Annotated in this window: 27 protein-coding genes; 14 read left to right on the forward strand and 13 right to left on the reverse strand. The window is 68.8% G+C overall.

The window, feature by feature from the left end; genetic code table 11:
• Positions 1–169: 169 nt before the first annotated feature.
• A complete protein-coding gene (locus ACM6LR_RS16920) occupies positions 170–898 on the reverse strand; it encodes a zf-HC2 domain-containing protein (protein WP_414944086.1) in 729 nt (242 codons plus the stop codon).
• Positions 899–956: 58 nt separating this feature from the next.
• Between ACM6LR_RS16920 and sigC the strand changes: the two genes are divergently transcribed.
• The 5 genes from sigC (at position 957) to ACM6LR_RS16945 (ending at position 6,704) form a co-directional block, all read left to right on the forward strand.
• Positions 957–1,526, forward strand: a complete 570-nt coding sequence (gene sigC / locus ACM6LR_RS16925; protein WP_414944087.1) for an RNA polymerase sigma factor SigC — start codon at positions 957–959, stop codon at positions 1,524–1,526.
• A gap of 253 nt (positions 1,527–1,779) precedes the next feature.
• Positions 1,780–4,017 (forward strand): molybdopterin cofactor-binding domain-containing protein, encoded by a 2,238-nt coding sequence (locus ACM6LR_RS16930; protein WP_414938125.1) that lies wholly within the window; start codon positions 1,780–1,782, stop codon positions 4,015–4,017.
• A gap of 26 nt (positions 4,018–4,043) precedes the next feature.
• Entirely contained in the window at positions 4,044–4,499 is a 456-nt protein-coding gene (locus ACM6LR_RS16935) for a (2Fe-2S)-binding protein (RefSeq protein ID WP_005155104.1), read from the forward strand.
• Positions 4,500–4,640: 141 nt separating this feature from the next.
• Entirely contained in the window at positions 4,641–5,882 is a 1,242-nt protein-coding gene (locus ACM6LR_RS16940) for a PucR family transcriptional regulator (RefSeq protein ID WP_414938126.1), read from the forward strand.
• Positions 5,883–5,891: 9 nt separating this feature from the next.
• Positions 5,892–6,704, forward strand: a complete 813-nt coding sequence (locus ACM6LR_RS16945; protein WP_414944088.1) for an aldo/keto reductase — start codon at positions 5,892–5,894, stop codon at positions 6,702–6,704.
• A gap of 52 nt (positions 6,705–6,756) precedes the next feature.
• Here ACM6LR_RS16945 and ACM6LR_RS16950 read toward each other — a convergent pair whose 3' ends face one another.
• Positions 6,757–7,515 (reverse strand): class I SAM-dependent methyltransferase, encoded by a 759-nt coding sequence (locus tag ACM6LR_RS16950; protein WP_414944089.1) that lies wholly within the window; start codon positions 7,513–7,515, stop codon positions 6,757–6,759.
• Between the two features lie 81 nt (positions 7,516–7,596).
• Between ACM6LR_RS16950 and ACM6LR_RS16955 the strand changes: the two genes are divergently transcribed.
• Complete coding sequence (locus ACM6LR_RS16955; RefSeq protein ID WP_414944090.1) at positions 7,597–7,815, forward strand: hypothetical protein; 219 nt, start codon at positions 7,597–7,599, stop codon at positions 7,813–7,815.
• On the opposite strand, the gene mgrA is transcribed toward ACM6LR_RS16955, so the two are convergent.
• Positions 7,799–8,833 carry an L-glyceraldehyde 3-phosphate reductase gene (gene mgrA, locus ACM6LR_RS16960; protein ID WP_414938130.1) on the reverse strand — a complete coding sequence of 345 codons (1,035 nt, stop codon included), beginning with the start codon at positions 8,831–8,833 and terminating at the stop codon, positions 7,799–7,801. The genes ACM6LR_RS16955 and mgrA overlap by 17 nt on opposite strands.
• Positions 8,830–9,165, reverse strand: a complete 336-nt coding sequence (locus ACM6LR_RS16965) for a WYL domain-containing protein (protein ID WP_414938131.1) — start codon at positions 9,163–9,165, stop codon at positions 8,830–8,832. The genes mgrA and ACM6LR_RS16965 overlap by 4 nt, the downstream gene beginning before the upstream one ends.
• Here ACM6LR_RS16965 and ACM6LR_RS16970 point away from each other — a divergent pair.
• From ACM6LR_RS16970 to ACM6LR_RS16980, 3 genes are read left to right on the forward strand one after another with little or no spacing between them, the layout of a single operon-like run.
• Positions 9,073–9,324, forward strand: coding sequence for a hypothetical protein (locus ACM6LR_RS16970; protein WP_414938591.1), 252 nt, complete (start codon positions 9,073–9,075; stop codon positions 9,322–9,324). The genes ACM6LR_RS16965 and ACM6LR_RS16970 overlap by 93 nt on opposite strands.
• Before the next feature lie 21 nt (positions 9,325–9,345).
• Positions 9,346–10,227: an AAA family ATPase gene (locus ACM6LR_RS16975; protein WP_414938132.1), complete on the forward strand. Its 882-nt coding sequence runs from the start codon at positions 9,346–9,348 to the stop codon at positions 10,225–10,227.
• A complete protein-coding gene (locus ACM6LR_RS16980; RefSeq protein WP_414938133.1) occupies positions 10,224–11,573 on the forward strand; it encodes a vWA domain-containing protein in 1,350 nt (449 codons plus the stop codon). The genes ACM6LR_RS16975 and ACM6LR_RS16980 overlap by 4 nt, the downstream gene beginning before the upstream one ends.
• Before the next feature lie 50 nt (positions 11,574–11,623).
• Here ACM6LR_RS16980 and ACM6LR_RS16985 read toward each other — a convergent pair whose 3' ends face one another.
• Positions 11,624–12,436, reverse strand: coding sequence for a lytic transglycosylase domain-containing protein (locus ACM6LR_RS16985; RefSeq protein ID WP_414938134.1), 813 nt, complete (start codon positions 12,434–12,436; stop codon positions 11,624–11,626).
• A 69-nt stretch (positions 12,437–12,505) separates the two neighbouring features.
• The gene (gene add / locus ACM6LR_RS16990; protein WP_414938135.1) at positions 12,506–13,480 is read right to left on the reverse strand and encodes an adenosine deaminase; all 975 of its coding nucleotides are present in this window, start codon (positions 13,478–13,480) and stop codon (positions 12,506–12,508) included.
• A 162-nt stretch (positions 13,481–13,642) separates the two neighbouring features.
• On the opposite strand from add, the gene ACM6LR_RS16995 reads away from it, so the two are divergent.
• Positions 13,643–13,861: an antitoxin gene (locus ACM6LR_RS16995; RefSeq protein WP_414938136.1), complete on the forward strand. Its 219-nt coding sequence runs from the start codon at positions 13,643–13,645 to the stop codon at positions 13,859–13,861.
• Positions 13,862–13,865: 4 nt separating this feature from the next.
• Here the strand turns inward: ACM6LR_RS16995 and recQ are convergent, their stop codons facing one another.
• The 3 genes from recQ to ACM6LR_RS17010 are packed head-to-tail and all read right to left on the reverse strand — an operon-like array spanning position 13,866 to position 16,937.
• A complete protein-coding gene (gene recQ, locus ACM6LR_RS17000) occupies positions 13,866–15,701 on the reverse strand; it encodes a DNA helicase RecQ (protein WP_414944091.1) in 1,836 nt (611 codons plus the stop codon).
• Between the two features lie 48 nt (positions 15,702–15,749).
• Positions 15,750–16,580, reverse strand: a complete 831-nt coding sequence (locus ACM6LR_RS17005; RefSeq protein WP_414944092.1) for an SMI1/KNR4 family protein — start codon at positions 16,578–16,580, stop codon at positions 15,750–15,752.
• A 9-nt stretch (positions 16,581–16,589) separates the two neighbouring features.
• Positions 16,590–16,937 carry an ArsR/SmtB family transcription factor gene (locus ACM6LR_RS17010; RefSeq protein ID WP_414938139.1) on the reverse strand — a complete coding sequence of 116 codons (348 nt, stop codon included), beginning with the start codon at positions 16,935–16,937 and terminating at the stop codon, positions 16,590–16,592.
• Between the two features lie 104 nt (positions 16,938–17,041).
• Here ACM6LR_RS17010 and ACM6LR_RS17015 point away from each other — a divergent pair, with 104 nt between their 5' ends.
• Together ACM6LR_RS17015 and ACM6LR_RS17020 are read left to right on the forward strand one after the other, a co-directional pair.
• Positions 17,042–17,554, forward strand: coding sequence for a mycothiol transferase (locus ACM6LR_RS17015; protein WP_414944093.1), 513 nt, complete (start codon positions 17,042–17,044; stop codon positions 17,552–17,554).
• Between the two features lie 57 nt (positions 17,555–17,611).
• A complete protein-coding gene (locus ACM6LR_RS17020; protein WP_414938141.1) occupies positions 17,612–18,175 on the forward strand; it encodes a hypothetical protein in 564 nt (187 codons plus the stop codon).
• Here the strand turns inward: ACM6LR_RS17020 and ACM6LR_RS17025 are convergent.
• Positions 18,172–19,029 carry a hypothetical protein gene (locus tag ACM6LR_RS17025; protein WP_414938142.1) on the reverse strand — a complete coding sequence of 286 codons (858 nt, stop codon included), beginning with the start codon at positions 19,027–19,029 and terminating at the stop codon, positions 18,172–18,174. The genes ACM6LR_RS17020 and ACM6LR_RS17025 overlap by 4 nt on opposite strands.
• 271 nt (positions 19,030–19,300) lie before the next feature.
• Between ACM6LR_RS17025 and ACM6LR_RS17030 the strand changes: the two genes are divergently transcribed.
• Positions 19,301–20,251 carry a hypothetical protein gene (locus tag ACM6LR_RS17030; RefSeq protein ID WP_414938143.1) on the forward strand — a complete coding sequence of 317 codons (951 nt, stop codon included), beginning with the start codon at positions 19,301–19,303 and terminating at the stop codon, positions 20,249–20,251.
• On the opposite strand, the gene ACM6LR_RS17035 is transcribed toward ACM6LR_RS17030, so the two are convergent.
• From ACM6LR_RS17035 to ACM6LR_RS17045, 3 genes are all read right to left on the reverse strand, one after another.
• Positions 20,241–20,867, reverse strand: coding sequence for a TetR/AcrR family transcriptional regulator (locus tag ACM6LR_RS17035; RefSeq protein ID WP_414938144.1), 627 nt, complete (start codon positions 20,865–20,867; stop codon positions 20,241–20,243). The two genes, ACM6LR_RS17030 and ACM6LR_RS17035, sit on opposite strands and share 11 nt — an antisense overlap.
• Before the next feature lie 356 nt (positions 20,868–21,223).
• Positions 21,224–21,667 (reverse strand): single-stranded DNA-binding protein, encoded by a 444-nt coding sequence (locus tag ACM6LR_RS17040; protein ID WP_414938145.1) that lies wholly within the window; start codon positions 21,665–21,667, stop codon positions 21,224–21,226.
• 125 nt (positions 21,668–21,792) lie between these two features.
• On the reverse strand, positions 21,793–23,250 hold the full coding sequence (locus ACM6LR_RS17045; RefSeq protein ID WP_414938146.1) for a PLP-dependent aminotransferase family protein: 1,458 nt from the start codon (positions 23,248–23,250) through the stop codon (positions 21,793–21,795).
• Positions 23,251–23,330: 80 nt separating this feature from the next.
• Here ACM6LR_RS17045 and ACM6LR_RS17050 point away from each other — a divergent pair, with 80 nt between their 5' ends.
• Positions 23,331–24,599: an MFS transporter gene (locus tag ACM6LR_RS17050; protein WP_414938147.1), complete on the forward strand. Its 1,269-nt coding sequence runs from the start codon at positions 23,331–23,333 to the stop codon at positions 24,597–24,599.
• The last annotated feature ends 129 nt before the right edge of the window (positions 24,600–24,728 follow it).

Raw genomic sequence — 24,728 nt, forward strand, 5'->3', positions numbered from 1 at the left:
GTTATCCGGGTCCGGCCCGAAAAGGGCAAGAAGGTTTACATTCGGTGGTTCTTGGCGACGATAAACGTGTCCGGGCCGCGAACCGCGCACGCCGCGCGCGAAATCCGGTGATTCACCCGGTATCCGGATGGGTGCTCCCAGTGACGGGCAATGGTCTAGACCAATCGGGTCAAGCGACGTGGCGGCTCGCCGGACGCCGGAATCCCCTGTGCTGGCGGGATCGTTCGGGGGTCTCACCGGTTTCGTAGTCCGATTCCGTGGAGTAGGAATCCGGCGTGTCGGCCGTCGTCGCCGGGCTGGGACGGTTGCGGAGGCGATGCTGGCGGTTCACCACGAACAGCAGCACCAGGCCGAGGACGACCAGTCCGTGGGTGAGCACGCGCCCGGCGGTGACCTGTCCCGTGACGAGGTCGCCCGCCGACAACGCCAGCAGTAGCGCGACGAAGCCGGTCAACGCCGGCAGTTGCCCGGACGCCGCCTTCGTGCGGGCGGCCGCCCAGCCGAGTCCGACACCGACGGCGAGATTCCACGCGCTGCTCTCGTGCGAAAGGTGCCCGACCAGGGACTCCGTGTCGTGTCCGGCGGCGTGGTCGTCGACACCCAGCAGTTGGGCGAAAGCGAGGGCGAGCTGCGCGACGGCGACCAGGGCGAGCGCGATCCTGGCGGGCCAGCCCTCGCTCGGCGGGGCGGGGGTGCGCTCCAGGATGACCGCGGTGAGGTCCGGGACCGGGGGAGCGGGCCGGAGCAGCATCGTCCGGTGCAGCCGCTCGGCGCGGGCGAGCCACGACCGGCAGGCGGCGCAGCCGGCCACGTGCCGGTCGGCCACCTCGGGCGGGGCGGGTTCGGTTTCGCCGTCGAGCCGGGCCGACAGGGCCTCGCGGCAGGTCTCGCACTTCACGTCTCACTTGTCGGGCGCGGGCCTGCCCCGGTTCCCAAGACGCTGCTACGTTTCCCGTATGGCCGGGCCGCGCAACCACGACGACGAGCGGCTGACCGCGCTCGCACTCGACGCGGCGCGTGGTGACCGGCGGGCGCTCGAGGACTGGGTGCGGGCCACCCAGGCCGACGTCTGGCGCTTCGTCGCGCACCTCGCCGACGTCAGTGCCGCCGACGATCTCACCCAGGAGACGTACCTGCGCGCGTTCGGCAGCCTGCGCCGGTTCGCCGGCCGGTCCTCCTCGCGGACCTGGCTCCTGTCGATCGCCCGGCGCGTGGTCGTCGACCGCATCCGGGCGGCGTCCGCGCGTCCGAAGCTCGCCGACGTCGACTGGGAAGCCACCGCCGAGCGTCGCGGCGCTCGTCAAGCGGAGGGTGTCGCGGGGTTCGAGGACCTGGTGGAGCTGCGGATGCTGCTCGACGGGCTCGACCCGGAACGACGCGAGGTCCTCGTCCTCACCCAGGTGCTGGGGCTTTCGTATGCCGAGGCCGCCGAGATCTGCGGCTGTCCGGTCGGCACCGTCCGCTCCCGTATCGCGCGTGCCCGCGAAGACCTGCTCGAAGCGGGCCGGGAGCGCGACTCCATCTGACCTCCCCGCCGCAATTAGTCCTCTAGTTGCGGTCCTTAGCGCGTGCAACTACCGCAACTAGAGGACTAATTGCGGGGGTGCGCTGTGGCGCGGCACACATTTGGGGGCGTTCGCTGTCACCTCGTCACACAGATGGGCTGACCCGACTACTCCGCGTTGACTAGGCCGAATGCCGCTGCCTAGCGTGTCGCCATCCACCCCAGGCCGCGCGAGGTCCCCACCTTCTCCGCGCGCTCTCGAAGGGATCTTCCCGATGGCCAGTCCCACCACAACCGAGGGCCAGGACCCCGGTGGCCTCGGCCGTCGCCGGTTTCTGACCTTCCTCGTCGCGGCGCCCACTCTCACGATCGCCACGAAGATCGGTATCGACGCCGTCGCGCCCGAAGAGGCCGAAGCCGTCATCCCGACCCTGCCCGGCCCGGCCGAGATCCTCGACCTCGGCGACGTCCTGATCCTTTCGAACGCCCCCACCGCCGGCCTGCTCGTACTCGAAGTCCGCGAAGACGGCCGCGTGCGGCTGGAACTGCCTCGGTCCGAGGTCGGCCAGGGCATCACCACGGCGAACGCGATGCTGGTCGCCGAAGAGATGGACCTTCCGCTCGACCGTGTCGACGTCGTGCTTTCCGACGCCCGTCCGGAACTGCTGTTCAACCAGCTGACCGGCGGCTCCAACACGATGCGCTCGTTGTACACCCCCGTGCGGACAGCGGCCGCCACCGCCCGCGCCCGGCTGGTCACGACCGCCGCGCGACAGTGGGGTGCCAATGCCGATCGACTGTCCACAAGGGACGGTTCGGTGATCGCGCCGGACGGCCGCCGCCTCGGCTACGGCGCGCTGTCCCAACCCGCCGCCCGCGCCGATCTGGGAAAGCTCGTGGCGACCCCGAAGGCCGAGTCCACGCACAAACTGGTCGGCACGCCGCAGTCGCGCAAGGACGCCCGCGCGATGGTCACCGGACAGCTGAAGTACACGCTCGACCTGGACATCCCGGACGCGAAACCGGTCATGGTCCGCCGTCCGCCCTCGATCAACGGCACGGTCAAGAAGGTCGACAACGAGGCCGCCGTCCGCGCGATGCCCGGCATCCTCGACATCGCCGTCATCAAGACCGGTGTCGCGGTGATGGCGGAGACCTTCGGCCAGGCGCTCGACGGTAAGAACGCGCTCGAGGTCACCTGGAACGGCGGCACCGTCGACGGCGAGAACAACGCGACGATCAAGAAGAAGCTGCGGGCCGCGGCACTGCCGTTCGTCGTGCCGCCGCTGCTGACGCAGTACGTCGACGGTGAATTCGACTTCGCCTTCGCGAGCCACGCGCCGCTGGAGACCAACTCGGCGGTCGCCGACGTCCGTGAGGACAGCGCGACCATCTGGTCCGGCATGAAGGTCCCGATCCTCGCGAAGCAGAACATCGCGCAGGAACTCGGGTTGCCGGTGAACAAGGTCACCGTGCACGTCCAGCAGGCCGGCGGTTCGTTCGGCCGAAGGCTGTTCTCCGACGGCGCGATCGAAGCCGCGCGGATCTCGAAGGCGATGAAGCGGCCGGTGCGGTTGATGTGGAGCCGCATCGACGACATGCGCCACGGCCGCGCCCGCGCCGCGAGCCACCACAAGATCCGCGCCACCTTCGCGCTCGGCCAGGTGCTCACCTTCGAACACCGCGTCGCCAGTGTGGAGACCGACTGGGGTCACGGGCTCGGCGAGGTTCTCACCGCCTTCGCCGCCCAGCTGCCGGTCGCCGGGAACCTGAGCTTCGCGCAGACGGTGTTCCTGCTGACGGTGAAGTCGCCGTACAACTTCGGCGTCACCACACAGCTGCTCAACGAGGTCCCGCATGCCTTCCACACCGGCGCCTGGCGGTCGGTGTACTCGGCGAGCACCCGCGGCGCGGAAGAGATCATGGTCGACGAGATCGCCGCGAAGCTCGGCAAGGACCCCGTCGCGTTCCGGCGGGAGTTCATCAAGAACGAGCGGCAGCGCGCCGTGCTGGACAAGGTCGCCGAACTCGGCGAGTGGGGCAAGAAGATGCCCGAGGGCTTCGCGCAGGGTGTCGCCGTGCACGGCGAGTACAAGTCGTACACCGCTTGCCTCGTCGAACTCGACGGCCGCGACCCGAAGAACCCGCGCGTCACCAAGGCGACGATCGCGGTCGACGTCGGCAAGCCGATCAACCCGCGCGGGATCGAGGCACAGATGCTCGGCGGCCTGACCGACGGCATCTCCACGACGCTGACCGCCGGCCTGCACATCGACAAGGGCCTGCCGCTGGAGGGCAGCTACTCGCAATTCCACTACGCGCGGCAGAAGAACTCGCCGACGGACGTCGAGGTGTTCGTCATGCCCGAGACGGGTGAGATCGGTGGCGCGGGCGAACTGGGCGTGCCCGCTCCGGTCGGCGCGATCGGAAACGCCTACGCGCGGGCCACCGGCATCAAACCGCGCAGCTTCCCGATCAACTTCCCGGTCGACTTCGAGCCGTTCCCCCGCTGAATTTCTCGCCCTGCCAAGGAGTTGCGATGCCCAACTACACCTTCACGGTGAACGGGAAGACCGTCACCGTCGACGCGCCCGCGGATCTGCCCATGCTGTGGGCCCTGCGGGACAAGCTCGGTGTCCGCGGCCCGAAGTACGGCTGCGGGATCAACGTCTGCAAGGCCTGCACCAGTCACCTCGACGGCGAGGCGTTCAACCCGTGCGTGACGCCGGTGTCCGATTGCTCGGGCAAGGACGTCACCACGATCGAAGGCCTCGCCGACGGCGAAGACCTGCATCCGGTGCAGGAGGCCTGGCTGGAGCAGGACGTCGCGCAGTGCGGCTACTGTCAGCCGGGGCAGATCATGGCCGCGGTGGCGCTGCTGAAGAAGACGAAGAACCCGACGGACGCCGAGATCGACGCGATCCAGAACGTCTGCCGGTGCGGCACCTACTTCCGGATCCGCGAGGCTATCAAGAGCGCGGCAGCGAAGATGTGAGAATTCCGCCGGTGCGGTGAAAATCCCCATTTTTCGCCGTACCGGCGGCGCCTTTTGGTTTCGACCGGCCACTTTCGAAGATGTCGTGTTAGATGACGTTCCCAGGGGCTCGACGCGCAGTCCTTGCCTCGGAGGGCGTCCATGCACTATCGAACTGTGCTCCGCGAAGGTTCGGCGGCCGTGGTCGCCGAACTCGCCGTCGAGGTCGAACGGCAGCTGCCCGGATTGATCGAGACCACGGTCGAACAGATCCGCGCCGAGATGCCGGTGTACCACGACGCGCGGTTCGTGTCCCTCGCCGAACTGCGGACCTCGGTGCGGAACAATCTCGAGTACGTCATGCGGACCCTGCGCGGCACGGAGGAACCCGACCTCGCGCAGGCACGGGCGACCGGGCGCGCACGGGCCCTGCAGGGCGCGCCGCTGCCGGAACTCCTGCGGGCGTACCGGATCGGGCTCACCGAGGTGTGGAACCGGTTCGTCGAACTGACCGCTTCGGGCGAGCACCATGACCTCCGCGGCCTCGTCGCCGCGACGTCGGCGATCTGGGCGCTGATCGACGACTACGCCGAGGCCTTGACGACGACCTACCGCGACACCACCGCCGAAGTCATGCTGGCGCACCAAAGCCGACGCTCCGCGTTGGTCGAGGCGCTCTTCGCCGGTGGCGCCGCGACCGAGGGCACGCTGTGGGACATCGCGCGTGTGCTGGAACTCTCACTCGACGGGACCTATGTGGTCGTCGCGGCGGAGACCCCGCGCGTCGGGCACGAACCTCTGCCACAGATAGAAAGCCGGCTTCGCGACCGGCATCACGCGTCCGCGTGGCGGCTCACTCCGGACCTCCAGGTCGGCGTCGTGTCGATGCGGGATCCGTTGGCGTCGCAGGTGATCATCGAGCTGCTGCGGGAGAACTCGATCGGCCGCATCGGCGTCAGCCCGGTGTTCACCGGTCTCGGGAACACCTCCCGCGCGCTGCACCTGGCGCGGGTCGCGCTCTCGAGCATGACGGCGGGGACGACGGGAATGGTGCAGTTCAACGAATCCCCGCTCGCCGGTCTCGTCGCCAGCGCGCCCGAGGCGTCGGTCCAGCTCGCGCACCACGTGCTGCGGCCGATCCTGGACCTGCCCGGCGACGACCGGAACGTGCTGCTGCTGACGCTGCGGGCGTGGTTCGAATGCCAGGGTTCCACGAAACTGACGTCGGAACGGATGTTCTGCCACCCCAACACGATCCGGCACCGCCTGAAGCGGATCACCGAGGAACTCGGCCGTTCGCTGACCGACCCGGCCGACATCGCCGAACTCGGCGCCGCCCTGCGCGCGCTCCACATGTTCCCGGACACCTCACATCTGCCTTCGCCGCGGGATCCGCTGCGCTAGGTTTCCCCCATGAACACGTTCGCCATCGGCGGAGACCTGCCCGTACAACGTCTCGGCTTCGGCGCGATGCGGCTGCCGACCGAGCCCGGACCCGGGCGCGAGGCGTCCATCGCCTTGGTGCGAAGGGCCGTCGAAATCGGCATCACGCTGATCGACACCGCGCACCTGTACGGCGGAGGAGCCAACGAGGAGCTGCTCGCCGAAGCGCTGTACCCGTACCCGGACGACCTCGTGGTCACCACCAAGGTCGGCGTCGTGCGGACCGGGGACGACTGGAAGTACGACGCCCGGCCGGAATCGCTGCGGGTGCAGGTCGACGAGGGGCTGCGCCGTCTCCGGGTCGGACGGATCGAATTGCTTCAGTTGCACCGCCTCGATCCGGAGACCCCACTGGCCGATCAGCTCGGCGCGCTGCGGGAGCTGCGTGACGAGGGCAAAATCGGCCGGGTCGGGTTGTCCGAGGTCACCGTGGACGAACTCACCCGTGCCCGCGAGATCGTCGAAATCGCCAGCGTGCAGAACCGCTACAGCGTCGTGGACCGGGAGTACGAAGCGGTACTGAACGCGTGTGAGGCGGCCGGGGTCGCTTTCCTGCCTTGGCGTCCGGTGCTGGGCGCCGCGTCGAACGCCACCGCCGAGATCGCCTCCGTCGCGCAAGAACTCGGGGTGACGACGGCGCAGGTCGGGCTCGCGTGGCTGCTCGCGCGGTCACCGGTGATCCTGCCGATCCCGGGGACGGCGAAGATCGCGCACCTGGAAGAGAACTTCGCCGCCGCGAAGGTCGAGTTGACGGCTGAGCACCTGGAGCGCTTGGGCTCGTGAGTGATAAGGACGGGTCAGGGTTTAGGTACCTACCGCGGTGCGCGGCCGCCGATCACTCGAAGGTGTGGCCAGGCTTGACGGCCTCGACGAGCACCCGCCGCGAGTGCGCGACGAACTTCCCGTCGGTCTCGATCATCCGATGGAGTTCCGCGAGCTTGTCGCGATGGCCGTTCACGGTGAAGCCCGGGACGATCCAGATCACCTTCCGCAGGAAGTGCACCACCGCGGCGAGATCGAAGAACTCCATCCGTAGTTTCGCCGGTTCCAGCCGCTCCACGCGGAGTCCGACGGCTTCCGCCTCGGTGCGCAGCACCTCGGGGGTCCAGCCGCCGTAGTCCTGCGGGCCGAGGAAGAACTCCTTCAGTTCCCGGACGGTCCCGGCACCGATCTGTTGCGACAGGAAAATTCCGCCGGGCCGCAGGACGCGTGCGATCTCCCGCCACGGGTTGTCGATCGGATGGCGACTGCTCACCACGTCGAAGGACTCGTCGGGGAAGGGCAGAGGCGCGTCGTATTCCGCTTCGACCACATCGCCGCCGAGCGGCGCGAGGGTTTTCCGGGCGACCTCGACGTTCGGCGGCCAGCCTTCCGTCGCGGCGAGGACCGGCGGCGGTTTCGGGATGCCCGCGAGCACCTCGCCGCCGCCGGTCTGCAGGTCCAGCCCGCCCCCCGCCGTCGCCATCCGCTGGCCGAGCAGCCGCGAGTAACCCCATGGCGGCCGTTCCTCCGTGGCCCGGCCTTCGAACCACGAGAAGTCCCAGCCTTCGACCGGGACGGCCTCTCCTTCGGCGAGTAGATCTCCGAACGTCATGTCCGCAGTCTCGGTCCCTCCGCCCGCTGGGGCAACGCGTTTTCGGGACCTGTCCCCGAACGTGACGGTCACACTGGGCGGATGAACCGAGACACCGAACCCGAGCTCGTGTGGACACCGGCGAGTGTGCTCGGCTGGGTGGTCGGTACGGCGCTCATCCTGATCGTCGGCACCTTGATCCTCGGTGTCATCCTCGGGATGTTTCTCGAGAACCCGACACTCTCCTACGTGTTCGGATTCACCCTTTCCGCGCTCTACGCCGGCGTTCTCGTCGCGCGAGCGATCAAGCTCCGTCGGTAGACCGCTTCCACAGGTTGATGTCGGCCTCGGTGGCGTAGCGGTCGATCTCGGCCAGCTCTTCGTTGGTGAAGTGCAGGTTCTTCAGCGCGCCGACGTTGTCCTCCAGCTGGGCGACGCTGCTCGCGCCGATCAGCACCGACGTCATCCGCGGGTCGCGCAGACCCCACGCCAGCGCGAGCTGGGCCAGCGTCTGCCCGCGACGCCGCGCGATCTCGTTCAGTGCCCGGATCTTGCCGAGGGTGCTCTCGGTGATGGTGTCCGGGTTCAGGGACTTTCCTTGCGCGGCACGGGAGTTCTCCGGGATGCCGTCGAGGTAGCGGCTCGTCAGCATGCCCTGCGCCAGCGGCGAGAACGCGATGCAGCCCGCGCCTTCGGTTTCGAGGGTGTCGAGCAGCTTGTCGCCTTCGAGCCAGCGGTTGAACATCGAGTACGACGGCTGGTGGATCAGCAGCGGCGTGCCCAGTTCCCGCAGGAGCCGCGCGGCTTCGGCGGTCTTCTCCGACGAGTACGACGAAATACCGACGTACAGCGCGCGCCCGGAGCGGACGGCGGTGTCGAGCGCGCCGACGGTCTCCTCGAGCGGCGTGTCGGGATCGAAGCGGTGCGAGTAGAAGATGTCGACGTGGTCCAGGCCCATCCGGCCGAGCGACTGGTCCAAAGAGGACAGCAGGTATTTGCGCGAGCCCCACTCACCGTAAGGGCCCGGCCACATGTCGTAGCCCGCCTTGGTCGAGATGACCAGTTCGTCGCGGTACGGCTTGAAGTCCGAGGCCAGCAGCCTGCCGAAGTTCTCCTCCGCCGAGCCGTAGGGCGGGCCGTAGTTGTTGGCGAGGTCGAAATGGGTGATACCCAGGTCGAACGCCCGCCGCGCGATGTCCCGCTGCGTGCCCAGCGGCTTGTCGTGCCCGAAGTTGTGCCACAGGCCCAGCGAGATCGCGGGCAGCTTCAGCCCGCTGCGCCCGGTGCGGCGGTAGGGGATGCTCTCGTATCGGCCCTCGGCCGCGACATAGGTGCTCACGGGCCCGATGCTAGCCGCCGGAAGCCCGGGAGAAGAGGGTGGCGACGGCGCCGAGGTGATTTTTGAACGCCGAAGGCCGCTCGACCTCGAAGGGTGCGCCGATGGCGGCGAGGATCAGCACGGGCCAATCGAAGGTGTCGACGTTCATCGTCAGGCGGCGGGTTCGGCCTGGCCTTGATCTGGGCCTCGACGAAGTCCCACGCCACCAGGTACCACCGTCGGCCGGGTGAGCCGAGCCGATGCGGTTCGACCAGCCGTCCGGACTCCTCGCCGCCGCGGGCCGCGTAGTCGAACTTCAGCCGCTCGTCGTCCAGGCTGGCCTGCGCGATCACCGTCAGGCCGGCCGCGATGACCTGGGGACCCGACTCGACGCCGGGACCGCCGACGCGGCCCAGCGGACGTTCTGGGTGGTCGCGGTGATGGTGATGCTCACCTTCGCGGTCGGGTTCCTGCTGCTTAAGCAGATCCGCGACGTAGAGTCGGCCGGGTAAGCGATCGAGCTGGGAGGCCGCGTGGCTGGGACCGGATACTTCACATCCGTCGAAGACGTGACGGCGAAGCTCGCCGACACCGGCTACCTGGCCTCCGCGGCCGTCGCCACCACGGTGTTCCTCGCGGACGCCCTCGGCAAGCCGTTGCTGATCGAGGGCCCCGCGGGGGTCGGCAAGACCGAACTCGCCAAGGCGGTCGCCGAGGCCAGCGGGTCTCGGCTCGTGCGGCTTCAGTGCTACGAAGGTGTCGACGAGTCCCGCGCGCTGTACGAGTGGAACCACGCGAAGCAGCTTCTCCGGATCACCGCCGGCAAAGACGAGACGTGGGACGAAGCCCGCAACGACATCTTCGGTGAAGAGTTCCTGCTGGCCCGGCCGCTGCTGACGGCGATCAAGGGCGACGAGCCGACCGTTCTGCTCATCGACGAGACCGACAAGGCCGACGTCGAGATCGAAGGCCTGCTGCTGGAGGTCCTCGGTGACTTCCAGATCACCGTCCCGGAACTCGGCACGATCACCGCCGGGCGCACACCGTTCGTGGTGCTGACTTCGAACGCGACCCGGGAACTGTCCGAGGCGCTGCGACGGCGCTGTCTGTTCCTGCACATCGATTTCCCCGACGCGGCACTGGAACAGCGCATCGTGCGGCTCAAGGTGCCGGGCGTCGACGACGCGCTGGCCGCGTCCGTGGTCAAGGTGATCACCGCGCTGCGGGCGATGGAACTGCGGAAGGCCCCGTCGGTCGCCGAAACCATCGACTGGGCCCGCACCTTGCTGGCGCTCGGCGCCGACAGCCTCGGCGAGGACGTCGTCCGCGCGAGTCTCGGCGTCATCCTCAAACACCGGGACGACATCGTGAAGGCGGACGCGCGACTGGAACTCGGCAAGGTCCTCGACTCGTGAGCGGCGTGCCGGGCAGGCTCGTCGAATTCGTGCAAGCGTTGCGGGAACACGGGATCCCGGCGGGTCCGAGTGAGACGGTCGACGCCGCCGCGGCACTGGAGGTGCTCGGTCTCGCCTCACGCGAGCAGATGCGGGAAGGCCTCGCGGCGGCACTCGTCCGGCGCGGCGGCCAGCGCGCGGTGTTCGACGCGACGTTCGACATCTACTTCCCGCTCGGGATCGGCGCGCCGTCGCAGGAGCCCGTCGATGACCTGGCGGCACTGCGCGATCGGCTCGCCTCGGCGCTCGCGGCCGACGACCAGACGGAACTGACGCAACTCGCCGGGCTCGCCGTCGCCATGCTGGGGGAGTACGGCGGCACGGCGGGCGCGGGTGGCTGGTCGGCCCACCAGACACTGGAACGGCTTCAGCCGCAGACGCTCGTGGTGCGCGTGCTCGAAGCGATCCGTACGGGCGCCTTGAACGATTTCACTGACAGACTGGATCGCGATGACGTCCGCCGCCGTGTCGAAGGATTCCGTGGGCTGGTGCGGACCGAAGCGCGCCGCAGGGTGGCGGAGGTCCGTGGCAGGGAACGGGTTTCGCGGCACGCCGTCCCGGCGGCCGCCGACCGTGTCGACTTCCTGCTCGCCAGCCGCGCGCAGCTGGCAGAACTCCGCCGGGTCGTGCAACCGTTGTCGCGCAAGCTCGCCACCCGGCTGGCCGCCCGGCGCCGGCGGCACGCGCGCGGGCAGATCGACCTGCGCCGGACGTTGCGGCGTTCGCTGTCCACCGGCGGCGTCCCGATGCGGCCGTCGTACCGGCGGCACCGGCCGGGGCGGCCGGAAATCGTGCTGCTGTGCGACATGTCGGGGTCGGTGGCCGGATTCGCGAACTTCACCATGCTCCTGGTGCAGGCCTTGCGCGACCAGTTCGGCAAGGTGCGGGTGTTCGCGTTCATCGACGCCTGCGACGAGATCACCCACCTCGTCGACACGGGCGCGGCCGACCCCGAAGACCTCGGCGCCCGCATCCTCGCCGACGCCGAACTCACCCGGTGGGACGGCCACAGCGATTACGGGAACGCGCTAGGCGAATTCGCCGAGCGCTACGCGGACGCCGTGGGGCCAAGGACGTCCATGCTCATCCTCGGTGACGCCAGGACCAACGGCGGCGACCCGAACCTGGCCGCGGTACGCGCGATCGCCTCCAAGGCGAGGCATACGTACTGGCTCAATCCCGAGCGGACCGCGCTGTGGTCCACCGGTGACTCCGAGGCGCACGCCTACGCTGAGGTCGTCGAGATGTACGAATGCCGGAACGTGCACCAGCTGACCAGGTTGGTCACCCGGTTGCTGCCCGCCTAGCCCGGACCCCGCCCCACCGCCACCCTCAACGGGCAGGCTGCGCCTGGCTGTCACTTTCCGAGCGCCGCCTTGCCGTACGCGTCGGCGTTGCTGAACACTTCCTGCCCGTACGCGGTGGAGTTGTTGTAGGTCAGCACCGCGGTCCACCAGCCGGCCGGCTTGCCGAGGTCGCCGCCCCGCGCGCACAGGTACCGCGCTGCCGTCATCGCGGCGTCGTCGATGTGCTGCGGATCCGGCGTGGCGCCGTCGCCGCTCGCGCGGACGCCGTACCGCTTCCAGGTGGCCGGCAGGAACTGCATCGGCCCGACCGCGCGATCCCACTTCGGGTCGCCGTCGAGGGCGCCCTTGTCGGTGTCGACGACCGCCATCACGCCGGGGGAGCCGTCGAGCGGGATGCCGATGATCGGCGGCGTCACGACGCCGTCCTCGCCGGCACGGGAACCGTCGTGCCGGGCGTGCTGGGACTCGGTGCGGCCGATCCCGGCGACGGTCGCCCAGGTGATGTCACAGCGAGCAGGGGCTTTTTCGGCCGCGTTCACGTAAGCACGCAGCGTGCGCGAAGGGATGTCTGTGTTCTCCGACACCTTCGCGATCCAGGCGTCCTTCGCGGGCGCCGCGGGCAGCGGCCCGGGGTCGCCAGGAATCCCCGAACGCGGCTCGGGCTTGAGCGCGGGAACGGCGAACACCGGTTTGACCGGCACCCGCTCGCGGTCGCCGAGGCTGACCGCCACCCACACCGCACCGGCCACCAGGGCGCCCACGACCAGCAGGGTGAGCATTACGCAGCCGCGCGGGCCGCGCCTCTTGGGCGGGGTTTGCCATTGGCCCATCAGGTCCAGGGTCGAAGGGGACGAAGCGGTCACCGGTTCCACGGTACGTGACGGATGTGGAGAAGTCGTGGAGCCCGCCCCCCGGGTGAGCCGGGCCACCCGTCAGCCGAGCCAGGCGTCGATCTCCACCTGGATCGCACGCTTGAGCTCGGCGGGCGCGAAGGAGGCGTCGACAGACGCCCTGGCGAGACCGGCGAGCGTGAGGTCGTCGTAGGCGAACGCCTCCCGGGCGCGCAGGAACTCGTCGGTCAGCGTGGTCCCGGTGACCGAGGGGACGTCGGTGCTGAGGGTGACCACGAGACCGGCGTCGGCCAGCCGGGGGAGTGGGTGCTCTTCGAAGGACGGCACGAGCCCGAGCGTCACGTTCGACGATGGGCAGACCTCCAGCGCGATGCCGCGTTCCCGCACTTCGGCGACCAGCGCGACGTCCTCCAGGATCCGGATGCCGTGGCCGATCCGTTCGCTGTGCCCGAGGTCGAGTGCCTCGCGGATGCTGTCCGGGCCGGCGTCCTCCCCGGCGTGGTGGATCAGGTGCAGACCGGCCTCCTCGGCCTCGTCGCAGATCCCCGCGAACGGCGCGAGCGGGTACTTCTCCTCCCCGGCGAGCCCGATCGCGAACACCCCGTCCCGGGCATAGCGGCGGGCGAGGTCGAGGGTGAGCCGGGCGCGTTCGACCGACCGGCGGCGGGAGTGGTCCAGGATCACCCTGGTGGTGAGCCCGTGTTCGGCCGCACCGACCGAGAGTCCTTTGAGGACGGACGCCAGCGGCATGTCCGGCTCGCCGAGCCGTTCGCCGTGCGACCCCGCCGTGAAGGTGACTTCGGCGTAGCGGACGCCGTCCGCGACCTGGTCCTCGCAGAACTCCCGCGCCACCCGTTCGAAGTCCTCCGGTCGCCGTAGACAGGACCGCAGCAGGCCGTTGTAGTCACCGAACGCGCGGAATCCGTCGAACACCGGTTGCTCGGCGGGTACGGCGATACCGTTCGCCTCGCCGAGATCACGGAGCGTGTCCGGCCGGATGGTGCTTTCGAGGTGGACGTGCAGATGAGCCTTGGGCAGCCGCGAAAGATCACGCATGAGCCCGAACTTAGCGGCGGGCGCCGCGTCACGCGCCTGGTTTTAAGGGGTCTGAGCAGCGAGGATATCCGAAATGAGTGACTTGGCGCGCTACGGGGAACCCGATGGGCACCACCGGTCGTTGAGCAGACAATCAGACGACCCCAAGGAAAGGGACCCATCGTGGCTCTACTGCGGAAGTTGACCGCCCTGGCCGGCACCGCCGGGGCCGTGCGCGCCTACGTGCGGAAAAATCCCGAGAAGGTCTCCAAGGCCGTGAACAAGGCCGCGACCTTCGTCGACCACAAGACCAAGGGCAAATACCACCACCGGATCGACGGTGCCGTCCGCAAGGTCGACGGGATGACCGGACGGCCCCCGCGTCGCCCCAATGAGTACTGAGCCGCTAGCTCTCGGCTGAGAGCGTCTCGAGGATCTGCTCGCCGTACTTCGCGAGCTTGTTCTCGCCGACGCCGCTGACCGTACCCAGCTCCTGCAGCGTGGCGGGCCGTTTGGTGGCGATCTGGCGCAGGGTCGCGTCGTGGAAGATCACGTACGCGGGCACCCCTTGCTCCTTCGCCGCCGCGGCTCGCCACGAACGCAGCAGTTCGAACACCGGCGCCGCTTCGGCAGGCATGTCGGCGGCCGCCGCCTTCTTCGCGCCGGACCTGGCCGCCGCCTTGGCCGCCCGTTCCGGCTCACGCCGCAGTTGGACCTTCCGCTGCCCGCCGAGCACCTCGGCGCTGCCCTCGGTCAGCACGAGTGAGCCGTAGTCGCCCTCGACCGCGGCGAGCCCCTGCGCCAGCAGTTGCCGGACCACCGCCCGCCACTCGGGCTCCTTCAGTTCCGTGCCGATCCCGAAGACCTTCAGCGAATCGTGCCGGTGCTGGGTCACCTTCGGCGTCGCTTTGCCGAGCAGGATGTCGATGATCTGACCCGCGCCGAACTTCTGCCGCCGTTCGTTCTGCAGCCGGACGATGGTGGAGAGGAGTTTCTGCGCCGGGATCGTGCCGTCCCAGGTCTCCGGGGGCGCCAGGCAGGTGTCGCAGTTGCCGCACGGCTCACTCTTCTGCCCGAAGTAGGTCAGCACCTGCACACGACGGCATTCGACCGTCTCGCACAGCGCCAGCATCGCGTTGAGATGGGCGCTCTGCGACCGCTTGTGCGCCTCGGATCCCTCCGACATGTCGATCATCTTGCGCTGCTGCACGACGTCTTGGAGGCCGTACGCCAGCCACGCCGTCGAAGGCAGCCCGTCCCGACCCGCGCGGCCGGTCTCCTGGTAGTAGCCCTCGACGGACTTCGGCAGGTCCAGATGCGCGACGAACCGCACGTCCGGTTTGTCGATGCCCATGCCGAACGCGATCGTCGCGACGACGGTCAGCCCGTCCTCGCGCAGGAACCGGGACTGGTGCTTCGCGCGCGTCCGCGCGTCCAGCCCGGCGTGATAGGGCACCGCCGGAATCCCGTTCTCCACCAGGAAGTCCGCGGTCTTCTCCACCGAGTTCCTCGACAGGCAGTAGACGATCCCCGCGTCGCCCTTGTGCTCGGTGCGCAGCAGTTCCAGCAACTGGCGCTGCGGCGAGTTCTTGCCGATGATCCGGTACTGGATGTTCGGCCGGTCGAAGCTCGCGACGAAGTGTCGCGCGTCCTCGAGGTTGAGCCGGGACGCGATCTCGGCGTGTGTCGTCTTGGTGGCGGTGGCGGTGAGCGCGATCCTCGGCACGTCCGGCCAGCGCTCGTGCACCGCGGACAGCATCAGGTAGTCGGGCCGGAAGTCGTGGCCCCACTGGGAGACACAGTGCGCCTCGTCGATCGCGAACAGCGAGATCTTGCCGCGGTCGAGCAGCCGCACGGTCGCTTCGACGGAAAGCCGTTCCGGCGCCAGGTACAGCAGGTCCAGCTCGCCGGAGAGGAAGTCGGCCTCGACCCGGTTGCGATCGGCGTAGTCCTGCGTCGAGTTCAGGAAGCCGGCGCGCACGCCGAGGTTCCGCAGCGCGTCGACCTGGTCCTGCATCAACGCGATCAGCGGTGAGATCACCACACCGACACCCGGCCGTACCAGCGCCGGGATCTGGTAACACAGCGACTTGCCGCCGCCGGTGGGCATGAGAACGAGCGCGTCACCGCCTGAGATGACGTGTTCGACGATGGCTTGCTGGTCGCCGCGGAAGTTGTCGTAGCCGAAAACGCGGTTCAGCGTCTGGAGGGCTTCCGAGGTACCGATGTCGGGGGCTGCCACCCGGACGATTCTAGGGGCGGGGTCCGACAGCGCCCGCGCCCGCGCACCTCAGCGCGGGAAGTCCCAGTCCAGCGCCCGGTTCCCGGTGACGACCGGCCGGTAGCCGCCGAGGACCGCCCCGCCGGTTTCGAGCGCTGTGGCGGTCTGCTCCAGCAGCTCGGTCAGGGTGGTGGGCAGGCGGTCGAAGTCCACCGATCCCTCGTGGTCCCATTCGCCGAGCCTTCCGGTCCCGGTGCGCTGGTCGAGGAACAGCCCGTCGCCACCGCCGTTGACGGCGATGGGCACGAACCGCCCGTGCCACCAGGAGCCGACGCTGTCGTCCGATCCGTTCGAGATCAGCACTTCGCACAGGACCTTCGCCTCCCTCGCGACGGTCTCTGTGGACGCCAGGTGATGGAACGGGGGAAGAGCGAAACTCTCGCCGATTCCCGAAACGCCGTCGTGCCGCCGAAGGGAGGCGATGAGTTCGGCGGGCAAGGCGACCCCGATCCGCCGTTGCGCCTCGGTGATCCGCGCGGTCGTCGCGGGAGGCCGCAGGGACGCGGCCGTCGTCGGCGCGTTGGCCTTGAGCCACCGCTCGACGCGGTCCCACGCGGCGCCGACGCGGCGGGTGGTGGCGTCGGAGACCGGGTCGAGCGCGGCCGGGCCCTGCCCGGGACGGCAGCCACTGTCGACGGTCAAGGTCGGCCGTGTCGTGAGGGTGGGTGCGGCGGTGGAATAGGACGGCGTCCTCGGCGTCGTCCGCAGGGGCTGCTCGGCGGAGAGCCACTGAGCGCCGCCGGGTTTCCCGCTGCGCACCGTGACCGCGAAGACGAGCCCGAGCACGATGACGATGCTCGCGACGGCGATCACCGCCGCGCGCCCCCAGTTCTTGCGCACGGTCAGAGACTAACCGCCCTCTTCGGCGGCCTTCCGGCGTTCCCGGCGGCCGCGCGCGATCTCGGTGGCGAGCGCGTCGAGCGGCCCCGTCCAGAACCGGCGGTACTGTTCCAGCCAGCCGTCGATGTCCTTGAGCGGACCCGGATCCACCGAATACAGGCGTCGCGCGCCCTCGGCGCGGACGGTGGTGAAGCCGTTTTCGCGGAGAACGCGCAGATGCTGGGAGACCGCGGGCTGCGAGATCCCGAATTCGCCGCGGACCACCGTGGTCACGTCGCCGGAACTCAGTTCCCCGTCCGCCAGCAGTTCCAGGATCCGGCGGCGCACCGGATCCCCCAGGACGTCGAACGCGTGCATCCGGCAACTATCACGGCCTGGGCTTATATAAGTCAAGGTTGCAAGGTCGGGGTCACCTCGTGGTGGCATCGTGGGCGGGAGACGAGGCTTCGGAAGGGGATGCGATGAAACTGGCCGAGGTGGTGGCCGACGGGTTCGGCCGCATCCAGGAGGTCGTGCACGAGGCGGTCGAAGGCCTCAGCGTCGAACAGCTGGCCGCGAGCCCGGCGCCGGGCGCGAACACGATCGCCTGGCTGGTCTGGCATCTGGCCAGGGTGCAGGACGACCACATCGCCGACCTCATGGGCACCGAGCAGATCTGGACCGCACAGGGCTGGCTGGACCGGTTCGCGCTGCCGTTCCCGGCGGCCGACATCGGGTACGGACATCGCCCCGAAGACGTCGACGTGGTCCGGGTCGATTCCGCCGACCTGCTGACCGGGTACTACGACGCGGTGCACGAGGCGACGACGGCTTGGGCCGCCGATCTCGACGAAGCCGCCCTCGACCGTATCGTCGACGACGCGTGGGATCCGCCCGTGACCCTCGGGGTACGCCTGGTCAGCGTGCTGTCCGACGATCTCCAGCACGCCGGGCAGGCCGCCTACCTCCGGGGGCTCGTACTCCGCGATACGTAGGCGAGGTGCCGCTCCACGCCGGACGACAGGAGCGCCGCCCGCGGAAACACTGGGCGCATGAGTACTTCCACAGTGCGGCGACCGCCGATGACGCTCACCCCGCGGTGGCGGAAACTCGCCATCGTCGTCCATGTCGTCTCGTCCCTCGGCTGGCTCGGGATCACCATGGTGAACACGGTCCTGACCTTCACCTCCGTGTTCACCGACGATCCCCTGCGCCAGCACGCGGCCATCCTGATGATGGACCAGGTCGGCGGATACCTGCTGCTGCCGGTCAGCCTGACCGCCCTGGTCAGCGGGATCGTGCTCAGCGTCGGCACGAAATGGGGTCTGGTCCGGTACAGGTGGGTCGCGATCAAACTGGTGCTGACCCTGATCGCGGTCGCGCTGACGTTGTTCTCACTGCTGCCGGGGACCAGGGAGCTGGCAGCGGCCGCTGAGTCCACTATGGACGGTGTATTCGTCGAAATGGGCCGTCGCGTGGACGGGTTCTACCCGATCATCGTGTCCACGGCGATGTACGTGACCATGACCGTGCTGTCGGTGTACAAGCCGGGCGGGAAGACGGCTTACGGACGCCGGGTGATGGCGGCTCGGGTCCGCGAACGCCAAACCGCCTAGAACTGCTCGAGCGCTTCGTCGATCCGCTCGGCTTCGGTGGTCAGATCGTCCAAGGTGGCCTGGGCGGCGGCGGTCTCGCCGTTCGCCGCCTCTTCCTCGAATTCGGCGTCGGCGAGCCGCTGACGGAGATCGTTCGCCTTCGCCGTGGTCTTCTCGGCCCGGCGTTCGGCGCGGGAGAGATCGATCTCGGCCTGCTTGCGGGCCTTCGCGAGATCGGTCGCCTCGCGCCGGAGCCGGTTGAACTCCGCCACCCGTTTCTCTTCGCGCTCGGCCTCTTCGCGAGCCTTGGCCGTCCGCTCCTGCTCGGCCTTCCGTTTCGCCTTCCGCCGGTCGTCCAAATGCGACACGGTGGCGGGCTTTTCGCGCTCCGGGGCGGGTCCCCGGGTCGGTCGCGGGGCGAATCCGCTGGTCAGCCACTGATCGGCGGCGCTGTCCGCGCCGGTGCTCAGGCGCCCGGCCAGCGCGAGCGCCGCCACCTCGGGATCGGCGACTACGGCTTCGAGGGTCGCTTCGACCTCGCGGGCGACCGGCTCGCTCATCGAGCGTTCGTCCTGCAGGATCCGGTTCACCAGCTCCTGCCGTCGCCGGGTGAGCTTGCGCAGGTCCGCGCCCGCCAGCGCCGAATGCGCCTTCCGCAGATCCTCGCCCAGCCTGGCCAGGTCCTCCAGCTCGCGGGAACCGGCCCGGCGGTTGAGGATCGTGGCCGCGAGGGTGGGCTTCCGGAGCGCGCGGATGCGTTCGGCCAGTGCGGCGTCACCCGCCGCTTTGGCCTCTTTCGCCCGCTGGTTGCGCACCGAGACGAACTCGGCCGGATCGCCGGCGTAGAGCTCGTCCGCGACCTCGTCGAAGTCCATCGTCCTCCGCAGGGTCAGTAGCCAGGTCTCGCTCGAGGTTCTCGTCCGACCACGATCCCACGAGACTCCGGGGTTTTCATCTTTTTCGGGGTCCGCAACGCGGCCGTCGTAGCGTATTCGCTCGTTCGGTGGCACCCGCCGGACCGGTGAATCCGCGTTTGCCGGGAGCCGGTCGGACCAAGGAAGGATCGGCACTTTGGAGGTGGCGTGCCCCCACTGTTGGAACAACGATGAGCACCGGGGATCTCGCCATCTGCCGCTGGAGGCACGAATGTCCGTCACCGAACGCGCTCCCGTTTCCCCTCGACCGAACTTCCTCGGCTCCGGACCGTATCCGGAACACCGGTGGCGAGTGGTTCTCTGGTCCGTTCTCGCCGGTTTCGCGCTGACGGTGATCTGGTCGGCGCCGTTCGTGGACAGTGTGATCGGCGACAGCGTGGCGAACACCCTGCTGGGTCACAACGCCAAAGAGACCCCGATCGGCGGTGTGGTCGCGGGGACGTTCTTTGCGTTCGTCTCGGGGCTCGCCGGAACGTTCACCGCGTGCAACATCGCCGCCTTCGGAGCCGTCGCCCCGCTTGTCGGCGGTGAGACCACCGGACGGCCGAAGTTCGTCGACACCTTGAAGCCACTGGGCTGGATCGCGGCGGGAATGCTGACCGTTTCCGTGGTGTACGGCGTCATCGTCGCGCTCGTCGGCACGCGGATGCCGCAGTTCTCGACGGCTTCGTCGCCGGGCGGGCTCACGCCGCGGAACATCCAGTCGATGATCGTCTACGGCGTGATCGGGATCGTGTTCATCGTGCTGGGCCTGGCTTCCGTCGGGATCGTCCGCAACCCGATCGCCGGCCTGACCCGCCGGTTCCCGCCCGCGCCGCTCGTCCTGATGGGCGTGCTCATCGGCGGCTTCCTGATCGGCCGTCCGTTCCCGCTGTTCCGGATGATGTTCCGCAGCGCGGCCGAAAGCCACAACGTCTTCTACGGCGCGGCCGCGTTCTCCCTGCAATCGGTCGGCAACATCCTGGTGATGGCGTTGTTGTTCCTCCTGCTGACGCACGGCACGGGCGGACGGCCGCAGCGGTGGATGCTCGCGAAGCCCACCAGGATCGCCGTGGTGACCGGTGCCGCGTTGCTGGTCGCCGGCACGTTCACACTGCTGTACTGGGACCTGCGCGTGCTCGGCCGGACCGGCGTCATCTGGTACCCGATCATCACGTGGTGAAGATCCGGGCCAGTACTTGTTCGACCGAATTCTGAAGGCACCTCGCCGCGTCCTCCCGGCCGGCGAGGTACCTCAGCAGGCCCTGCTGGAACAGGCCGTCGAAAAGCGCATACGTCGTCGACGGTGCGAGATCCAGCGGCTTGCCCAGCAGTTCCGCGTAGCGGGCGACGATCCGCCAGATCATCAGTTCGAGTGTCTCGTCGATGGCGAGGACGTCGGACCGGAACACCTTCTCGAACAGGCTCTGGTTGCGCAGGTCGTACCAGAGCCGATGCAGCCGGGCGTCTTCGCGCAGCGTGGTCGCCATCGCGGCGCCGAAGGCCCCTTTCAGTGCTTCGGCCGTTTCCGCGATCTCGACCAGCTGGTCGTACCGGGTGACGCATTCGGTCTTGTACTGCTTGACGCAGTAGGTGATCAGCTCGGCCTTGTTCCGGAAGTAGTAGTGCAGGACCCCATGGGAGAACTCGGAGTTCTGCGCGATCTCCCGCAGGCTCGTGCGTGCATAGCCCAGTTCGGACAAGGTGAGCAGAGCCGACCTCGCCAGCTGCGCACGTCGTTGCTCGAATCTGTCCACCCGGTGGGTCTCGTCACCGCTGCGGTCCGCTACGTCGGTCACAGTTCCCGGTTCCCGTCGCCTCGGTGCCCGCCGACCACGAGCACGTCGTCGGGATTCTAACCCCGGAAAGGGTTTTCTTACCTCCGACAGAATTCATTCGAGCCACTCGGTGACGAAGTGGTCGCTTTCGTGGATGTGGACGGCTTCGTAGGTTTCCGGACCGATCACGGCGAACTTGTGCGGGGTGTCCGCGGGCACGACCGAGACGTCCCCCGCCCCGCCCTCGCGTTCGTCGGCCCGATGGTGAACCTGGCCCTGTCGCGGACGATGACGAACGTTTCGCGGGACGGGTGCTGATGCGGCCTCGCATGGCGCGGGAGAGGGAAATCGCTCCCTCCCAGGAGGAAAACTCCGGATCAGAAGGGCGGCTCCGGGCTACCGGCGGCCACCGGCGTTCGCTCCCAGGCCCCGTCCGAAGGGGCACCGCCGGAACTGCGGCCCGCCTTGTTCACCTTCGCCGTGGCATACCGCAAGGACGGGCCGATCTCGTCGACGTCGAGTTCCACCACCGTCCGTTTCTCGCCTTCCTTCGTTTCGAACGATCGCTGCTTCAACCTGCCCTGCACGATCACCCGGGTGCCCCGGATCAGTGATTCGGTCAGGTTCTCCGCCGCCTGCTTCCAGAGCGAGCAGCGCAGGAACAGCGGGTCGCCGTCGCGCCATTCCCCGCTCGCGCGGTCCAGCACGCGCGGCGTCGACGCGACCGTGAAGTTCGCGACCGCCGCCCCCGACGGGGTGAACCGCAGTTCCGGATCGGTCGTCAGGTTGCCGATCACCGTGAGCACCGTTTCTCCGGCCATGGGACTTTCCTCCTCGCTTCCGCGCGCGGGTCCCGACCGGGCCCGCTGTCGCCTGGGAAGAGGAGACCACCGGGGTACGACAGTTTCGGCCGGTCCGTGGCGCTCGGATGTCATGAAAGGGGCTTTCAAGACGGAAAGTGTCTTGAAAGCCCCTTTCGTGACATCTTGGCGGCCGAAAAGCACTCCCCGAGCAGAGAGAGCCCTTCATCGATCCGATCGGAACCGACCAGCCCGTAACCGATCACCAGCCCGCCGCGCGTTCCCCCGTACGTGGACAGGCTTTCCACGGCTACCCCGGCCAGGGCCGCGTTCGAGACGGCATCGTCCACAGTGACCGTCGCATGTGGAGTGACCGCCGCGCACAGGTGAAGCCCCGCGCTCGAAGGAACGAGCTCCAGTACGCCCTGCAGTTCGTCGCGTACGAAGGCCTGGATCCGATCCCGCCGCACCGAATACTCCCGGGTGGCCTTACGTACGTGGCGGGCGAGCAGGCCTTCGTCGATGAAGCTCGCCAACGCCGATTGGGTGACGAGGTCACCGTGCCAGTCCATCAGTTGCTTCGCCTGCCGCAACGCCGGGCGCAGCGAAGCCGGTGCGACGAGGAAACCGATACGCAGCAAGGGAAGCAAGGTCTTCGAGAACGAACCGACGTAAATCACCCTGCCGTTGTGGTCCAAGCTTTGGAGTGGTTCGAGCGGCCGATCCGAGAACCGGTACTCGCTGTCGTAGTCGTCTTCGACGATCACCGCGTCGTTCCGCTCCGCCCAGGCCAGCAACGCCGTCCTCCTGGCGAGTGACATCGGCGTGCCGAGCGGGAACTGGTGTGACGGCGTCGTATAGATCAACCGGGTGCCCCTGGCGAGTGCGGTGACGTCGAGGCCTTCGGCGTCCACAGGCACCTTCTCGACCCGGGCGCCGAGAGCGGAGAAAAGCCGCTCTGCCGGGGGATAGCCGGGGTCTTCGACGGCGACACGTGTGCCCGGTTCGATCAGGACCCGGCCGATCAGGTCGAGGGCCTGTTGTGCCCCCTGGGTGACCAGGACGTCCTCGCCGCCTGCCCGCACCGACCGGGCGGCACCGACGTGCCGGGCGATCGCCACCCGCAGTGCTTCGAGCCCGGCCGGGTCGGCGTATCCCGACGGCGGCAGCAGCGAGGGCCGCAATGCCTGGCTGACCAGCCGTCGCCAGGTCCGCAGCGGGAACAGGGCGGGGTCCGGGACGCCGACGCGGAAGTCGAAGGCGGGCGCGGACCGGTCGGCGCCCAGCGGGGCCGGAAGCGAACGCCAGTGTGCGACCGGTCGCACACTGGCGCCCGTCGGTGCCGCGCGATCCGCCCGCGCCACGGGATCGGCGCTGACGAACGTCCCGCGGCCGACGTGGCCGCTGAGGAAGCCCTCCGCGGTGAGCCGTTCGTAGGCGACCGCGACGGTGTTGCGCGAGACGTCGAGTTCCCTGGCCAGCTCCCTGGTCGGCGGCAGGCGTTCCCCGGAGCGCAGGCGTCCGTCGAGGATGCCGTCGCGGAGCTGGCGATAGATCCGCGCGGCCAGGTCGGAGTGACCGTCGAGGCTGATGTGGAACGACACCCTCCGAGCTTATATTGGCCCAATCAAACTGCCGGAGATTGGAACTGTGACGTGGCCAATCCGGCGCCTAATTTGAGTCCATGGAGTCCACGAAGAGACTGACCGCGGCACAGCTGATCAGCTCCGTCGGCGACGGCGCCTACTACGTCAGCTCGGCTCTCTACTTCACGCTGATCGTCGGGCTTTCGCCCGCGCAGGTGGGCCTCGGTCTCACCGTGGGCTGGGCGGTCGGCTCGGTGGCCGGAGTCGCGCTGGGACACCTGGCCGACCGTCGCGGCCCGAAAGGAACGGCCGTCCTGCTGGGACTCGGGACGGCCGCGTCGGTCACGGCGTTTCTCTTCGTCAGCTCGGTCGTCGCGTTCGTGATCGCCGCCGGTGTCTACGCCTGCTTCCAATGCGGTCTCGGCGCGGCGAGGCAGGCGCTGCTCGCCGGCCTGATCGGCCCGGCCGAGCGCACGACGTTCCGCGCCCGGCTGCAGGCGATGGCCAACGCGGGGATCGCGATCGGCGCGGCGCTCGGCGGGATCGCGTTGGCGCTCGGGACGCGAGAGGCCTTCTTGACCGTCTTCGTCATCGACGCGCTGAGTTTCGTCGCCGCGGCTCTCGTCCTCCGCAAGGTGCCCTCGGTGGCGCCAGTGACGGTGAGAACCGGCGAGCCGCCCGTGGCCGTTCTCCGCGATCGCCCGTACGCGCTGCTGGCGCTGCTCAACATGATCATGCTGCTCTATATGCCGCTGTTCAGCCTGGTCCTGCCGCTGTGGATCTCGACCCGCACCGCGGCCCCGAGCTGGCTGGTTTCGGCGATGCTGGTGCTCAACACGGCGAGCGTCGTGGTCTTCCAGGTGCGGGTGGCGCGTGGCGTGACCGGCCTGCGCGGCGCGTCCCGCTGTGCCCGGCACGCGGGGATGCTGCTTTTCGTCTCCTGCTTGATCTTCTCGTTCTCCGCGATGAGCAGTTCCGCGTGGCTCGCGGCGCTGGCCCTGCTCGCGGGAGCCGCGTTGCAGGTGCTGGGGGAGATGGCGCAGGCGGCGGGCTCGTGGGAAATCGGTTTCGGTCTGGCCCCTGAGGGCAAACAGGGCCAGTACCAAGGACTCTTCGGTGCCGGGACGGCCATCGCCCGCATGCTCGGCCCGGTACTGCTGACCAGCCTGATCCTGGTGGGCGGCGTGGTGGGCTGGATGGTGCTTGGCGGACTGTTCCTGCTGGCGGGCACGCTCACCGCGCCCGCCGTTCGCTGGGCCGAGCGGACCAGGTCACAGCGGTTTGATCTTGAGGACGGCGGCACCGCCTCCCACACCGAGCAGCTCGACCGGAAGGTCGTCGTAGCTCAGGCCGCTGCCCGCCCATAGCTTGGCTTGGAAATCTTTGCCCGTGCCCGACGCCTCGCATCTGCCGGCACAGGTTCCGCCCTGACGGCTCCCGATGCCCCTGGCGATCAGTACGACGGTGCCGGCGTCGACGGACAGCACGGTCACGAA

It is taken from the genome of Amycolatopsis sp. cmx-11-32 (assembly GCF_047608695.1).
GTDB lineage: Bacteria > Actinomycetota > Actinomycetes > Mycobacteriales > Pseudonocardiaceae > Amycolatopsis.